The sequence below is a fragment of the Halopseudomonas sp. genome (genome assembly GCF_036960865.1).
In the GTDB taxonomy this organism is placed as follows: Bacteria; Pseudomonadota; Gammaproteobacteria; order Pseudomonadales; family Pseudomonadaceae; genus Halopseudomonas.
Genome location: NZ_JBALWE010000010.1, coordinates 138493 through 153219, shown reverse-complemented (window position 1 = coordinate 153219; position 14727 = coordinate 138493). Strand labels below are relative to the sequence as shown.

14 protein-coding genes are annotated in these 14727 nt (G+C 61.4%); 9 read left to right on the top strand and 5 right to left on the bottom strand.

Going from position 1 to position 14727, the window contains the following annotated elements:
* Positions 1 to 191: 191 nt before the first annotated feature.
* The 7 genes from V7747_RS15240 to V7747_RS15210 all read left to right on the top strand — a co-directional run bounded on the left by V7747_RS15240 (position 192) and on the right by V7747_RS15210 (position 7512).
* Positions 192 to 1862 (top strand): BCCT family transporter, encoded by a 1671-nt coding sequence (locus tag V7747_RS15240; RefSeq protein ID WP_335616864.1) that lies wholly within the window; start codon positions 192 to 194, stop codon positions 1860 to 1862.
* Between the two features lie 181 nt (positions 1863 to 2043).
* A complete protein-coding gene (locus tag V7747_RS15235; RefSeq protein ID WP_335616863.1) occupies positions 2044 to 2667 on the top strand; it encodes a TetR family transcriptional regulator C-terminal domain-containing protein in 624 nt (207 codons plus the stop codon).
* A gap of 109 nt (positions 2668 to 2776) precedes the next feature.
* Complete coding sequence (locus V7747_RS15230) at positions 2777 to 3712, top strand: PDR/VanB family oxidoreductase (protein ID WP_335616862.1); 936 nt, start codon at positions 2777 to 2779, stop codon at positions 3710 to 3712.
* 25 nt (positions 3713 to 3737) lie between these two features.
* Positions 3738 to 4211, top strand: coding sequence for a RidA family protein (locus tag V7747_RS15225; RefSeq protein WP_335616861.1), 474 nt, complete (start codon positions 3738 to 3740; stop codon positions 4209 to 4211).
* On the top strand, positions 4211 to 5059 hold the full coding sequence (locus tag V7747_RS15220; RefSeq protein ID WP_335616860.1) for a creatininase family protein: 849 nt from the start codon (positions 4211 to 4213) through the stop codon (positions 5057 to 5059). The genes V7747_RS15225 and V7747_RS15220 overlap by 1 nt, the downstream gene beginning before the upstream one ends.
* A 42-nt stretch (positions 5060 to 5101) precedes the next feature.
* A complete protein-coding gene (locus tag V7747_RS15215) occupies positions 5102 to 6103 on the top strand; it encodes an ABC transporter substrate-binding protein (RefSeq protein ID WP_335616859.1) in 1002 nt (333 codons plus the stop codon).
* A gap of 59 nt (positions 6104 to 6162) precedes the next feature.
* Complete coding sequence (locus V7747_RS15210) at positions 6163 to 7512, top strand: FAD-binding oxidoreductase (RefSeq protein ID WP_335616858.1); 1350 nt, start codon at positions 6163 to 6165, stop codon at positions 7510 to 7512.
* Between the two features lie 291 nt (positions 7513 to 7803).
* Here V7747_RS15210 and V7747_RS15205 read toward each other — a convergent pair whose 3' ends face one another.
* From V7747_RS15205 to V7747_RS15195, 3 genes are read right to left on the bottom strand one after another with little or no spacing between them, the layout of a single operon-like run.
* Positions 7804 to 8541, bottom strand: a complete 738-nt coding sequence (locus V7747_RS15205; protein ID WP_335616857.1) for a 3'-5' exonuclease — start codon at positions 8539 to 8541, stop codon at positions 7804 to 7806.
* On the bottom strand, positions 8538 to 10451 hold the full coding sequence (locus V7747_RS15200; RefSeq protein ID WP_335616856.1) for a DUF294 nucleotidyltransferase-like domain-containing protein: 1914 nt from the start codon (positions 10449 to 10451) through the stop codon (positions 8538 to 8540). The genes V7747_RS15205 and V7747_RS15200 overlap by 4 nt, the downstream gene beginning before the upstream one ends.
* Before the next feature lie 54 nt (positions 10452 to 10505).
* Positions 10506 to 11450: a LysR family transcriptional regulator gene (locus V7747_RS15195; protein WP_335616855.1), complete on the bottom strand. Its 945-nt coding sequence runs from the start codon at positions 11448 to 11450 to the stop codon at positions 10506 to 10508.
* Between the two features lie 103 nt (positions 11451 to 11553).
* On the opposite strand from V7747_RS15195, the gene V7747_RS15190 reads away from it, so the two are divergent.
* On the top strand, positions 11554 to 12018 hold the full coding sequence (locus V7747_RS15190) for a DoxX family protein (protein ID WP_335616854.1): 465 nt from the start codon (positions 11554 to 11556) through the stop codon (positions 12016 to 12018).
* 68 nt (positions 12019 to 12086) lie between these two features.
* Positions 12087 to 12902 (top strand): DODA-type extradiol aromatic ring-opening family dioxygenase, encoded by an 816-nt coding sequence (locus V7747_RS15185; protein ID WP_335616853.1) that lies wholly within the window; start codon positions 12087 to 12089, stop codon positions 12900 to 12902.
* Positions 12903 to 13103: 201 nt separating this feature from the next.
* Here the strand turns inward: V7747_RS15185 and V7747_RS15180 are convergent, their stop codons facing one another.
* Both V7747_RS15180 and V7747_RS15175 read right to left on the bottom strand, forming a co-directional pair.
* Positions 13104 to 13385 carry a hypothetical protein gene (locus V7747_RS15180; protein WP_335616852.1) on the bottom strand — a complete coding sequence of 94 codons (282 nt, stop codon included), beginning with the start codon at positions 13383 to 13385 and terminating at the stop codon, positions 13104 to 13106.
* 212 nt (positions 13386 to 13597) lie between these two features.
* On the bottom strand, positions 13598 to 14476 hold the full coding sequence (locus tag V7747_RS15175) for a cache domain-containing protein (RefSeq protein ID WP_335616851.1): 879 nt from the start codon (positions 14474 to 14476) through the stop codon (positions 13598 to 13600).
* Positions 14477 to 14727 lie beyond the last annotated feature (251 nt).

The window sequence follows — 14727 nt, the reverse complement described above, 5'->3', positions numbered from 1 at the left end:
AACACTTGGACACAAGCTGAGCAGGGCATCAATCGCTCGGCGGTAAATGCTGCTATGCCTATACCTGTTGTACACATCATTGGCCCGGTAGGGGCCGTCAACTCTTGCAGTTGTTTCGTTATTGCGGAGCGACCTGCACCCTCTTCGTGGTCGTTTTTGACCGCGTCACTTTGCACATCGGAGCACTTCAAATGGCAATAGAACCATTGAATGATCACGACCCGCTAAAGGAGCTTGCCGATCATGACGGCATTCCGGCTCCCACCGGCGATGCCAACCTGATTGATACGGATTACGTCATCGGGCAGGATAATATTTCCGGCAATTTTTTGTTCAACGTGGATATCCACGGCAAAGTCTTCACTATCTCTTCTCTCGCGGTCGTGCTTTTCGTGGTGCTGACGCTGGCACTGCAAAGTGAAGTGGCACCGCTGTTCACCGAGCTGCGCAACTGGCTGACCGGCAGCCTGGCCTGGTTCTTCCTGGGGGCCGCCAATATTTTTGTATTGCTTTGCCTGTTCCTGATCGTGTCGCCGTTGGGCAAGGTGCGTCTGGGGGGGATGGACGCAAAGCCGGACTACAACTACCTCGGCTGGTTCTCGATGCTGTTTGCGGCGGGTATGGGTATCGGCTTGATGTTCTATGGCGTGTCCGAGCCGATGTCGCACTTTGCATCTTCGCTAGGTGGCGTGACCGTCGGTGAAGACGGCCTGCGTACCGATTGGGCACCCCTGGGCGGCGCAGCCGGCGACGCCGACGCTGCGGCGCGACTGGGCATGGCGGCGACTATTTTCCACTGGGGTCTGCACCCCTGGGCAATCTACGCCGTAGTGGCGCTGGCGCTGGCGCTGTTCTCGTTCAACAAGGGGCTGCCGCTGACCATTCGCTCGATCTTCTACCCGATTCTGGGTGAGCGGGTGTGGGGCTGGCCAGGGCACATCATCGACATTCTGGCGGTCTTTGCCACGCTCTTTGGTCTGGCTACCTCGCTGGGTTTTGGTGCGGAGCAGGCCACTGCCGGTTTGCATTACCTGTTCGGTTTCAGCACCGGCAATGTCACCAAGGTGCTGCTGATCACCGGCATTACCGGTCTGGCACTGCTCTCGGTGATTGCGGGTCTGGACAAGGGTGTGAAGCGCCTGTCCGAGATCAACATGGTGCTGGCCATCGTGTTGCTGGGGTTCATCATCATCGTCGGGCCAACCCTGGCGATTGCCACCGGCTTCTTCGATAACCTGATGGCCTACGCCGCCAACCTGCCAGCGTTGTCCAACCCGATCGGCCGTGAGGATGCCAACTTCACCCAGGGCTGGACTGCCTTCTATTGGGCCTGGTGGATCAGCTGGTCGCCCTTTGTCGGCATGTTTATCGCGCGCGTCAGCCGTGGCCGTACCGTACGAGAGTTTCTGATCGCCGTGCTGCTGGTCCCCTCGCTGGTGTCGGTATTGTGGATGACCGCTTTCGGCGGCACCGCCATTGGCCAGTTTGTCACCGAAGGCTTCACCGGCGTGCAGGATGCCGCGCTGGAGCTGAAGCTCTTCGTCATGCTGGGTGAACTGCCGCTGACTGCGATCACCTCGTTTGTCGGCATCGTGCTGGTGATTGTGTTTTTCGTCACCTCCTCGGACTCCGGTTCGCTGGTAATCGACACCATCACCGCAGGTGGTAAGGTCAACGCACCAGTGCCGCAGCGGGTGTTCTGGGTCATCAGTGAAGGTGTAGTGGCCATCGCGCTCTTGCTTGGTGGCGGTTTGACCGCGCTGCAGGCGATGTCGGTGTCCACCGGGTTGCCCTTTACCATAGTGCTGCTGGTGGGCTGTATTGCCATCGTCAAAGGCTTGATGAGTGAGCCGCGCACGTAACCGTACGCGTTGTGAAAAAGCCGGGCCCTGTGGCCCGGCTTTTTTGTTTCCGGTTATGCTCGCGGTTCAGGCGCGGGTAGGATACGACCAGCCTCATATTGTTTGACGGTCTTTGCGCGTCGCCATGGTGCGAGCGAAGTCTGTATTTCACTGGAATGGTGCAAAAGTGGCAAAACTAGACATGCGAACGGAGCGCTCCAAGCAGAGCCGCCAGGAAATCATGCGCAAGATTCTGGATGCAGCAATCGCCGAATTCAGCCAGCACGGTTTTCAGGGTGCTTCGACCCAGGCCATCGCCGAGCGCGCGCAACTCAAGAAGTCGCAACTGCATTATTACATCGAGGACAAGGAAGCCCTGTACTCGCAGGTTTTGGGTATGGTTTTGGACAGTTGGCGCAGCTTCTTCGTGTTCGACAGCGACGCTGAGCAGTCGCCGCGCGAGGCGCTGAGCGACTTTGTGCGCGTCAAACTGGACTACGCGCTGGAGAATCCGGAGCTGTCACGCATTTTTACAATGGAGGTGCTCAGCGGCGGGGCGCGGCTGGAGAACTACTGGCCGGGCGCCATGGAGGCGACCCACGCCAAGGTTGCCAAGATCAACAGCTGGGTCGCGGAGGGCGCGCTGCGTCCGCTTGATGGCCGTCTGCTGATCATGCACATCTGGGCACTGACCCAGTATTACTCTGACTACACACTGCAGGCCGAGATGCTGCTCGAGTCGGCGCTGACGGCGCCCGATGTGCGGCAGAAAGTAGAGCAAGAATTGATTCAGTTCGTCCTCTCGGGCGCTGGCGTGCGCGCCTGATTTTTATCCTCCCACGACCTTGACCTAGAGCTGATGTCCGGCGAGAGCCGGTCTCTGGCATGTGTTATGCATTTAGTTTGACCAAGTGTACAGTCTACTTGGTCAATATATGTTTTCAGCCCAGTTCAACCCACTGCGCATTAGTGCTCTCGACATGCTTACGCCGGATGTCATGCGCCTGCGCCTGCAGCATCCGCAAGGCAAGCTGCTACCGCCATTCGAGGCCGGTGCGCACATTCAGATTCAGATCAACGAGCAGCATTGCCGCGCCTACTCGCTGTGCAGTAATCCCGCGGACTTGAGCCATTACGACGTTGCGGTCAAGCGTGAGGCGCTGGGCCGTGGCGGTTCGCAGGCGTTACACGCGTTGGCCCGCCCCGGCGTCGAGCTCCCGGCCAGTGCGCCGCGCAACCTGTTTTCACTGGCGCCGAATGCTGAGCATCACCTGCTGGTTGGAGGCGGCGTTGGCCTGACGCCGCTGATGGCGATGGCGCATCAGCTAGCGACGCAGGGGCTGCCGTTCAGCTTTGTGGTGGCGGTGTCCAGCGCGGGCAGCTCACCCTTCTGTGCACAGTTGGCTGCGTCCGGCTGGCCGGTCGAGCTGGTGCGTAACCCGCGCGAGGCGCTGGACATGGCACGCCTGCTCGCCGCGTTGCCAGCACAGACCCACGTTTATTGCTGTGGACCGGACGGGTTGATGAGCCGAGTGCGTGAGCAGTGCGCTGCATTGCCCGCCGAGCAGTGGCACGAAGAAGCCTTTGCGGGCAGCGAGACCCCGGTGCAGGCGGGCTTTGCACTGCATTTGAGTGAGAGCCGGATGGATATCGACGTCCCTGTCGGCAGCTCGATCCTTGCGGCGCTGCGTCAGGCCGGTGTCGCGCCGGAGACCAACTGTGAGCAGGGCATCTGCGGCAGTTGCGTGGTGGCCTGGAGCGATGGCGATCCGCTGCACGGCGACCAGTGTCTGGATGACGAAGACCGCAGCGAATACATCGCGGTTTGCTGCGGCAGTTGCCGATCACCACGCCTGACGCTGGCGCTTTGAACCCTTTGCGTTTCAGGAGTGAATGATGAGCAATGATGTAACCAATGGCGCGCCACTGGCGCGTTACGCCGCCGCCAAGCGGGTGGGCGACTTCATTTTTTTGTCGGGCGTGATCGCAGTGGAACCGGCGCGCCGACTGATTGTGCGCGGCTTTGAAGACATTCCGGGCGAGATCGCCGACCGTCTGGGCCGCACCGGCGAGTTCTCCAGCGACATCAAGCAGGGGCCGATCCTGGCGCAAAGCTGGTATGTGCTGGAGGCGATCCGCCAGATCATCGAGCGCGAGGGCGGCCAGATGAGCGATGTGTTCAAGCTGGTGCAGTACTTCCGCAATCTCGACCACTTCCCGGCGTACAGCGCTGTGCGCCGCACCTTCTTCCCCTGTGAGCCACCGGTCTCTACGGTCGTTGAGGTCAGCGCCATGTTGCCGACCGACGACATCCTGATCGAAGTGGAAGCCACCGCCTATCTGCCGCTGGGCGGCACCAAGGAGTCATGATGCTGCACGGTTATACCCCCGCAGAACGCTTTCTGCCGTACCTGAGCTGGACCGACATCGACGCGCTGCCCGACAAGGCCAACACCGTCATCGTGTTGCCGGTCGGCGCTATCGAACAGCATGGGCCGCACATGCCCTGCGCGGTGGATTCGATTGTTGCGGCCGGGGTGGTTGGCAAGGCGCTGGAGCGGCTACCAGCCGGGATTCCGGCGTACGCGCTGCCTGTGATCACCTACGGCAAGTCGGATGAGCATATCCATTTCCCCGGCACCGTGACGCTGACCGGGGAGCTGCTGCTGCACACCATTCAGGAAGTCGGCGAGTCGGTTTATCGCGCTGGGTTTCGCAAGCTGATCATGGTTAATGCCCATGGCGGCCAGTACCAGCCGCTGGAGATGGCCGCGCGCGAGCTGCGTCTGCGTCACGGCGACTTCATGGTCATTCCGCGCTCGGCCTGGAGTGTGAAGTTTGACAGCAGTTTCATGCCCGAACAGGAGCGCCAGCTGGGCATGCACGCTGGCCATGGCGAAACCGCGCTGCTTATGCAGCTGGCGCCCGAGACCCTGCGCATGGAGCGTGCCGAGGCCCATTACCCGCCGCCATTTCCCTGTCCGACACTTTCTAGCACGCGCCCCGCGGCCGCCTGGACTGCTCGCGACTTCGGACCATCCGGCGTTATCGGTGATCCGACCGGCGCGACCTCGGAGCAGGGCGCACAGCTGCTGGAGCAACTTAGCAGTCAGTGGGCGCAGGCGATCACCGAAGTGCATCAAGCGCGCTGGGTTGAGCGCGAGGTAACCACCTGGGGCCGCAGTCAGTACAGCGGCCACATCGAGTCACGTAACTGAGTTTCTTCAGGTTCATATCGTTCAAGCGACAGGAGATGAGATATGCAAGCAGCAGCAAGCACGCGGCAACGGGTAAAACGGATGGCATCACTGACAGCGCTGCTGACCGCAGCCGGCTGCGCCAGTGTGCAGGCGGCGACGCCGTTTACCTTCATCACCAACTGGTATGCCCAGGCGGAGCACGGCGGCTTTTATCAGGCGCTGGCCGATGGGCTTTACGCAGAAAAGGGGCTGGATGTCACCATTCGCATGGGCGGACCGCAGGTTAACTCTGCGCAGCTGCTCGCCGCCGGAAAGGCCCAGTGCATCATCAAGGATGACATCGGAACCGTCATGGCGCGGCAGCAGCGTATTCCGCTGACCATGGTCGGCAGCAGTTTTCAGTACGACCCGACGGTGATCATTACTCATAAAGACGTTAATTCACTGGCCGAGCTGGAAGGCCGCAAGGTGCTGATCTCATCCAGCGCGCACTCATCCTGGTGGCCGTGGGCTAAACGTCAGTTCGGATTTACCGACGCGATGAGTCGCCCCTACACCTTCAACGTGCAGCCCTTCATTGCCGACAACTCGCTGGCTCAGCAGGGTTACATGAGCTCGGAGCCCTTTGCGCTGCAACGCGAAGGCGTCGAGTTCAACGTCTTCTCGCTTGGGCAACAGGGCTACCCGCCCTACGGTAACTCTATTGCCTGCAGCGACGAGCTGATCAAGCAGCATCCGGAGCAGGTTCAAGCGTTTCTGGACGCCTCGCGTGAGGGCTGGAAGCGTTACATCACTGACCCCAGTGCCGGTAATGCACGAATTCAGCAGGAAAACACCGAGATGAGCACCGAGCAGCTGGCCTTTGCGCTGGAACGGCTGCACAGCAGCGGCATGGTGGCCGGCGGCGACGCGGCGACCCAGGGCATCGGCGTGATTACCGACGAGCGCATGCAGGCGACCTGGAACATGCTGGTGGAAAACCAGTTGGTGGATACCGACAAGGTGGCGCTGCAAGACGTCTACACCACCGAGTTCGTCAAACAGAACCCGGTTATGCCCTAATCCAATAGCGCGCGCTGGAATCTTTCCGGCGTGCGCCGGTGCAACAGGATGGAAAAGAAATGACTTCAAGTGATGCGCTGAGCGCCCTGCAGGCAAGGCTCCCGGAGCTGGACTGGATCACCTCAAAGGTACACATCAAACGGCTGTCCCGTGACTTCTACTGGTTCAGTCCGATGCTGGTGCCGCAATTAGCTGACAAGTTGGCTGATCTGGTGGTCAAGCCACGCAACGAGAAGGAGCTGACGGCGCTGGTCGGTGTCTGTGTGGATCTGGGGATTGCCATGACCGTGCGCGGTGGCGGTACCGGCAATTATGGTCAGGCGGTGCCGCTGGAAGGTGGCGTTGTCATCGACATGACCGCCTGCACCGAGCTGCAGTGGCTCTGCGAAGGGCTGGTTCGAGTTCAGGCCGGGATGAAGATCGGTGAGTTGGAGCAGCGGGTACGCGAGCAACGCTGGGAGTTGCGTTGCATGCCATCGACCTACCGAGCTGCAAGCATCGGCGGTCTGTTTGCCGGTGGTTTCGGTGGTATCGGCTCAATCAACTACGGGCCGATTTCCACTTCTGGCACGGTACAGGCGATTCGTGTCCTCACCATTGAAACAACCCCGCGCGTGCTGGAGCTGAGTGGCGATGAGCTACTTACCTATCACCATACCTACGGCACCAACGGCATTTTGCTTGATCTGGAACTGGCGCTGGCGCCGGCGCGGAACTGGGATGAGTACCTGTTAGACTTTTCCAGCATTGAGGCAGCCTATGGCTTCTGTCGCACGCTGCTGGACGCGGCCGGAATCGAGAAGCGTGAGCTGTCGCTGTATGACAGTCAGGCGGCATCGTACTTCCGCGATATCCCGTTTACCCAGCCAGCCGGGCACTTCCTGGTGATGACGCTGGTGGCGCCGCACAACCGCCAACCGCTGGCGCAGCTGCTGGCCGAGCATGGCGGCGCGCAGCTTTGGACGCAGACCTTTGCCGAGGCGCAGGCGAGCGGTTTGACGTTGATGGAGCACTGCTGGAACCACTCGACGCTGCAGGCTCTGAAGCACGACAAGGGCTTTACCAACCTGCAGACCAATTACGCGACGGATCGGGTGTTGGAGCAATTGGCCGAGCTGAAGGCGGCGTTGGGTGATGAGGTGCTGACGCATCTGGAGTTTATCCGTCTGGGTAACACCCAGCCGCTGATCACCGGCCTGCCAATGGTGCGCTACAGCTCGGATGAGCGTCTCAATGAGGTCATGGCGCTGCACGAGTCGCTCGGCATCAAGATCAACAACAGCCACACCTTCATGCTCGAAGATGGCAAGCACGGCGGTTCGTTGAGTCCGGCGATTCTCGCCAGCAAGGCGGCCAATGATCCGCACTCGTTGCTCAACCCGGGCAAGATACGCACGACTATCACCTGAAACTGAGGTTATGTTTCAGCTCACCGTAGTAGCCACGGTTGGCGAACTCCAGGGCTTGGCTGGCAGGCTTAACTGTTCGGCAGCCCCTACATGGCAATGTCCTGGTTGGCCATGCGCAGCATATGGTTGTTCAAGTACCGGTATAGATCGCACTGCTTCTGCTGGTGTTCGGCCAGGCGATCAATACCCTCCATGCCTCATGGTGGCTGGCGAACGAGATGAGGGTGGGTAAGTCAGATGCAAGAGAGGGGAAAGCAGCGCGGGATTGGTGCGGTCTGACGCACCACTCTTTCATTGCCACACATCGCTGACGGCGGTTTGCAGGCTGTAGTGCGTCAGCACCTGTGCCTGCAGCAGTTCGGCGGTGGCAATGGCGTCGGTCAGGGCGTGGTGGGCCTGGTAGTGGGGCAGGTGGTAACGCTGGCGGCTGTCATCCAGGCGGATCGACTGGCTGCGTTTGCCGAGCAACCGCTGAAACCAGTTGGGTTCGCCGCTGCCACGGTGCAGGCGGGCTTCCAGCGCCATAGTGTCGATCACCGGGAACTGCAGGCCCTCGCCCAGATGCCGGCGACAGACCTGATCAAGAAAGCCGCGCTCGATGGCCTGGTAATGCACCACTACCACTTTTCCGGCCATGGCCTGCAACAGGTTTTCGATGATGCTGGCGATCCGCGGTGCTTCCTGAATGTCGGAGTGGGTGATGCGGTGAAAGGTGATGGATTCTTCGCTCAGCTCACTGCTCGGTTTGACCACCTGATACTGCGCCTGTCGACACTGGATACGGCGCAGGTTGAACGGAACCAGGCCGAGGCTGACGATGGCGTCACGCTGCGGATTCAGGCCGGTAGTTTCGATGTCCAGGGCCAGCAGTGGCGCGTCTTCCAGCGGGCAGTCGGCCGCTGGGCAGCCAGCCGCATAGAAAGCTTTCAGCGCGGGGTGCTGCGCTTGTTCAGTCAGTCTGGCGAATTGTCGCTGCCAGTCTGGTGGAGCGCTGGCTGGTTGCGGCGCGCCTGGCGTGAAACGAATCATAGTGGCCGCGTGACCGGCAGGTGAGGGTAGCGAAAACGCAGGAATTTCTGCGCGTTGCTGAGCACCTGAAAGGCATCCTTGAGAGCCTGGCGCTCGGCGGCCGAGATGTTCTCCGGCTCCACGTCGTTGTCGGGCTCGTCGGCCTCTTCGATGGCCAGTGCCTGATGACGGATCCGCACCAGCGACAGAAACTCCAGCGCATAGCGCAGCCGCTCCAGGGCCTCGGGGGGCATCAACTTGGTCGCGGCGATGGCGTCGAGGCGCTCGAAGGAGTTCTGCGCGCGCGAGCCGCAGGCCAGTGCGTGCACGCGAATGAGGTCGGTCAGCGGCGCGGTGCCGCGGCGTTTCAGGTTGATCACGTTCTTGTGCTCGCCGTCCTTCTCCATCACAAAGGTGCGGAAGAACCCCAGCGGCGGCGTGCGGTTCAGGGCGTTGCGTGCCAGGGCGCCGAGGAAGGCTTCGCTGCGGCTGGCCTGTTCGGCCAGCAGCTCCTGCAGCTCTTCGACCAGTGCCGACTCGCCGTACACGCTGTCCAGGTCGAAGAAGATGCAGCTGTTGAGCAGCGCTTCTGGTTTGGGGTTGGCAATCCAGTCGCTGAAGTACTTGCGCCACACCTTGAGCGGTTGGCGCCACTTGGGGTTGGTGGCCATGATGCCGCCCTTGCAGTAGGTATAACCGCAGGCGGCGAGACCGTCGCTGACAAAGGTGGCGAGCTTGAGGAAGTAGTCATCGTGCTGTTTGGGATCAAAGCTGTCATCCAGCACCAGGGCGTTGTCCTGGTCGGTTACCACCAGCTGTTCATCCCGGGCCATGGAGCCCAGCGCCATGAAGGAGTAGGGCACCGGCGCCGGCCCCAGCTGATCTTCGGCCAGCTCGATCAGGCGTTGGGTAAAGCTGCGGCCGATACCCGACATGGCGCTGCCGATCATGTGGGCACTGGCCTCATCGCGTGCCATGCGCACGAAGGTGGCGCGCACATCGGGCAACAGGCTCTGCAGCTCAGCGACCGATTGCCGGTTGTAAATGCTGCTGACCAGATACAGGCTGCTCTGCGACTCGTACTTGATGATGTCGCTGAGGTTGATCAACCCGATTGGCCGGCGCCGCTGCACCACCGGCAGATGGTGAATGTTGTTGCGCAGCATGCTGAGCATGGCCTCGAACACGGTATCGTCACCCTGCACTGTGATCGGGTTGGGCGACATGATCTCGGCCACCGGTGTTTCCAGCGGCAGCCCCTCGGCCAGCACTCGGGTACGAAAGTCGCGGTCGGTCATGATGCCGACCATCACGGCGTGTTGCGGGTCGGCTACCGGCACCCGTTCAGGGTCGGGCCAGGCCAGCTGCGGATCGACGACCACCAGGGAGGACACGCCCTGCTCGGTCATGACCCTGGCGGCCTGCTGCACGTTGGTGTTCAGGCTGACGGTCACCGGCAGCCGCGAGATCAGCTTGCGCACCTTGATCTTCATCAGCTCGCTGGCGCGGCCGTTATCCACGGCGGCCTTGAGGCGCGATTGGCCCTCGGCCTCGACGAAGTCGGCAAAGGTTTCGTGCTGTTCACAGAGCTGATCAAAGAGCACGCCAGGGATGTAGTAGAGCAGGGTATCTTCGATGGCGCGCGCAGGAAAACGCACCCGGTTGTGCCGCAGCAGACCGAAGTGGCCGAAGATGCCACCCTCGGTCAGGCGGTTGTAAAGGTCACCATTGCGCCTAAATATCTCCACCGCGCCGCTGCGCACGTAGTGCAGCTCGTGGATTTCCTGGTTGAAGGCCAGAATGTCAGTACCGGCCTTGAAGTAGGCAATTTCCACCTGGCGGGCGATATCGTTGAGTACCTCTTCGGGCAACTCATCGAAGGGGGGGAAGCGGCTCAGGTGGTCGCGAATCTCGATCAGCTCAATCTGCATGCGGAATCCAGCCTTGGGTGTATGAGCAGAGTGTAATGGCTATAGCGCTTGCGGTCAGGTCTGTGCCGGGGTTTGTGCCTGCAGCAATGCCAGCTCGGTGCGCAGAAACTCGCGAAATACACGCACCCTGGCTGGCGCTTCGGCGCCGCCGAGGCTGATGGCGTACAGGCTGCCACGGCTGATATGCCACTCGGGCAGCACCGGTAGCAGCGCGCCACTGGCCAAACTTCGGGCGGCGACCAGATCTGGCAACGTGCCGATGCCAGCGCCGGCCAGCAACAGGCGTTGAGCGCTGGCGTAATCGCTGGTGCGGATACTGGGTTGCAGCAGGATCTCGCTGGTTTTACCCCGCTTGTCGGTCAGGCCCAGGCTGGTGGTGCCGACCAGTTCCCGGCAGGTCACCAGCGGATGCAATGCCAGCTCGGTTGGATGCTGCGGAGCAGTGCCCTGCCGCAGATAAGCGTTGCCCGCATACAGGCCAAGGGTAAAGCCGCAGAGGATGGACGCGCGGTAGTTCATGCTGGGCAGATTGCCGGGGGTGGCGCGCAGCGCGAGGTCAACCCGGTTGGCGGCAAGATCGAGCGGCGCGTCGGTCAGCAGCAGCTCGACACTGATCTGCGGATGCAACGCGCGGAACTGCACCAGCATCGGCGGCAGCACATCAATGCCCAGGTCCATGGGCGCAGTGATGCGCAGATGGCCTTGCGGTACCGAGCTGGATTGCCGAGCATCGTTGGTGGCCTCGGCCAACAACGACAGCGCATCGCGGGCCTTCAGGTAGAACGCGGTGCCTTCCTCGGTGGCGCTGACCGCGCGGGAGGTGCGGGCCAGCAGTGCGGCGCCCAAGCGGGCCTCTAGGCGAGACAACCGGCGGCTGACGCTACCCTTGGTTTCCTGCAGCTGGCGGGCGGCCGCCGAGATGCTGCCGAATTCCATCACCGCGCAAAAGGCCTGCAGGTCGTCCAGCGAGCCGCTCAGGGTTTCTGTTCTGTCAACCATGAGTTCCAATCCTGCTGTCTTATGTGTTTTCGGAAACGATTATAGGATGTCTTCCAACCACGGGATAACCCGTTTTCATCATCAGTTCTACAGGAGCACCACCATGAGCAGCACTATCGACAGCAGCACCGCTACCCCCGGCCCCGCGTTCATTGCACGACTGGCACCGCTGGGTTATCCCCTGATTCGCATTACTGCCGGTCTGATGCTGATGCCGCACGGTGCGCAAAAGCTGTTTGGCTGGTTTGGCGGCTACGGCCTGCAGGGCACCGGTCAGTTCTTCGGGGAGACCCTGGGCATGCAGCCGGGTGTGCTCTTCGCTCTGCTGGCCGGGCTGGTGGAGTTTTTTGGCGGTCTGGCACTGGTACTGGGCCTGCTGACCCGTCCGGCCGCGCTGGCCATCACCTTCATGCTGGGTGTTGCGCTCACGGTGCATGTTGCCAACGGCTTCTTCTGGACCAACGGCGGGGTGGAGTATCCCTTGTTCTGGGCTCTGACCGCCTTCGGCATTTTCCTGCGCGGCGGCGATCGCTTCTCGCTGGATGCCCGCCTGCGTTTGCCCATCTGAACTCAGCCTCTCTTCCCAAGTAGCGCGGCAGCAACGCCGCGCTCGGCTTTCTGATCAAGGAGTCGCGTATGGCCAGCGAGCTGCTGCCCACCGTCTTTTTACCCCACGGCGCCGGTCCCTGCTTTTTCATGCCCTGGCAGCCAGCGGATACCTGGGATGCTACGGCGCACTGGTTGCGTGAGCTGCTGCCTACGCTGGGTATTCGCCCACAAGCGCTGCTGGTGATTTCCGCGCACTGGGAAGAATCGGTGTTTACCCTCAACACCCAGGCCGCGCCCGGCCTGCTGTACGACTATTACGGCTTTCCGCCGCATACCTACGAGCTGCAGTGGCCGGCACCGGGCGCGCCGGAACTGGCCGGGCCGGTGGCGCAGCTGATCGAGCAGGCCGGTTTCGCAACCGCTATCGAGCAGCAGCGCGGCTTCGATCACGGCGTATTCGTTCCGTTGAAACTGGTATGCCCGCAGGCCGATATTCCGGTGCTGCAGCTGTCGCTGCGGGCCGATATGGATGCTGCTGCTCACTTGGCGTTGGGGCAGGCGCTGGCACCGCTGCGGGAGCAGGGGGTATTGATAATTGGCAGCGGCATGAGCTTCCACAACATTCCGTTGATGCGCGCCAATCTCGCGCTGCCGACACCCGTCGTCACGGCGTTCGATCAGTGGCTGACCGAGACGGTCGGCTTGCCGCCGAGTGAGCGCAATCAGGCTTTGCAAGACTGGACAGAGGCCCCTGGTGCGCGTTTGGCTCATCCAGATGCCGAGCACCTGCTGCCGCTGCATGTGGTGGCGGGCGCTGCAGGCAGTGACCGAGGTGCTACTGCCTTCCACACGGTAGCCATGGGCGTCCCGTTGGCGGGGTATGTGTTTGGTGGGAGGGAGTGAACGGGGTCCCTCCTGGCCTCACATCCGCGGCAGCTTGAGCAAAGCAGCCAACTCCCAGCCGCAACTGCTGGGTGGGCGTCGTGAGTGGGCGTTGGCGGGGACGGCGGCAGAGGTGATGCCAGCGCTGGTTGCGCAGCTCAAGGCGCCGGAGTGAACAGCGCGATCATCGGCAGCCGCGTGCTGCGGCCGCCGATCACAGAGTCAGACGTAGGCTTGCTGACCAAACCCGCGGGGTAGGCGTTGTGGCCCGCTGAGGGCAGCCAGACGCTGGCTCCAGGCAGTGCGCCAGGCACTGGCGCCTTGGGCAGCATCGGTTTTGCGAGCGGCGCGGCGCGCGGCGTTGCGCTGATCTTTGCGGGCCTGCTTGTACACCTCGGTATTACGGCAGTTGCGGCATTTGACCTTGTTCAGCAGGGTGCTGCTGGTCAGGTCGCCTTCGCGGCCACAGGCAAGCTGACCGTCGTGCATGAAATGCGTCACCATGGGTGTTTCTCCTTGTTATTGACAGCGAAGCCGGCAGTACCCGTCGGTTTACAGCGAGGTTTTTTTCTGCGGCGCTGTTATTTCAGACCTGCTCATGCCGGTAAGGTTCTGAATCGCGTGAAGGGTGGCTTGCGCGCAATAAAAAGCCGACCTGAAAAGGTCGGCTTGTTTGCCAACGTTCGGCGGCGTGCCGTCGCTAGGGCGCTGTGCTCTTACTCGGCCGCTGGCTCAAGTTCCTGATAGTAACCCACGGCAACCAGGTAATTGCCAACCTTGCGGATCAGGGTTTCCTTTTCTTCCAGGTGACCGGTAACGGGGTTTGGCCATTCATAGGTGACAGAGCTGTCGCCAGCATTGGTGGCATCGATCAGCTTTTGCCCAACCTGAATACCGGCGGGGTTTTTCATTTCGGGGAAGTGGATGCCGATCAGGCGACGGTTGTAACCATGGGCCACCATGGTCTGGCTGGTCAGGTCGCCAACAAACACATAGAGGTCGTCGCGGTTGAATTCGGGATCAAGCTGGTTGATGCGTTCTATGGCCTGCTGCGGGTTAGCCGCTACCGCGGCGGCGGCATCATCCAGCAGCTTTTCGGCAGCCTGCGGGCTGGAGCGCTGGACGAAGTAGCCAACGGCAAAGGACTTGTCATCATAGAGCTGGTAGTAGACGCGCTTGGGCTCCACCTTGCCGTCGCGCCAGTTCATCCAGCGGTATTCATCGCTGTGAATCTCGTCGGAGTCGGGTTGTTTCAGGGCCGCGGCCAGGTGCTCTTTCAGCTCATCGTCCAGCAACGGAGAAACGTCACGTCCTATCAGGGCGGCCGAGGGGCCGCCGGCAGCCAGCATGCGGCCATCGCGATCCAGCACGTAGACGTAGAGATCCCCGTCGGTGAACTCACCCTGACGGCTGAACTTGGCGAACGCGGTTTCGCCTTCTTCCTTGTACATGTCCACCGCCTTGTTCAGCAATGCGGTGGCGCGGGCAGCTTCATCTTCGTAGCCGGGGGCTGTCGGGGAATCTGCCATGCTGGCAGTGGACAACAGCGACAGCAAGGCTGTCGCGGCGAGCAGGATCGGGGTGAACAATTTCATGTGCATTCCTCTGCGGGATTTGTAACGTCTGGACGGGTACCGCGTGGGCACCCCTTTTCCAGCTTAGGAGTATACCCATTCCTGTCTAGACCTGCGCTGCTCCGCGCGCATTGGTCGCGGGGCTCAGTAGCAGATACGCGGCATCACGACTTCATGTTTGCGCGGCAGGTGGTTGATTGAGTGGCGCAGCAATGGGCTTCATCACCAATGCAGGGGCAATGCGCTGCAACAGTTGGGTCAGGTTTCCCTCA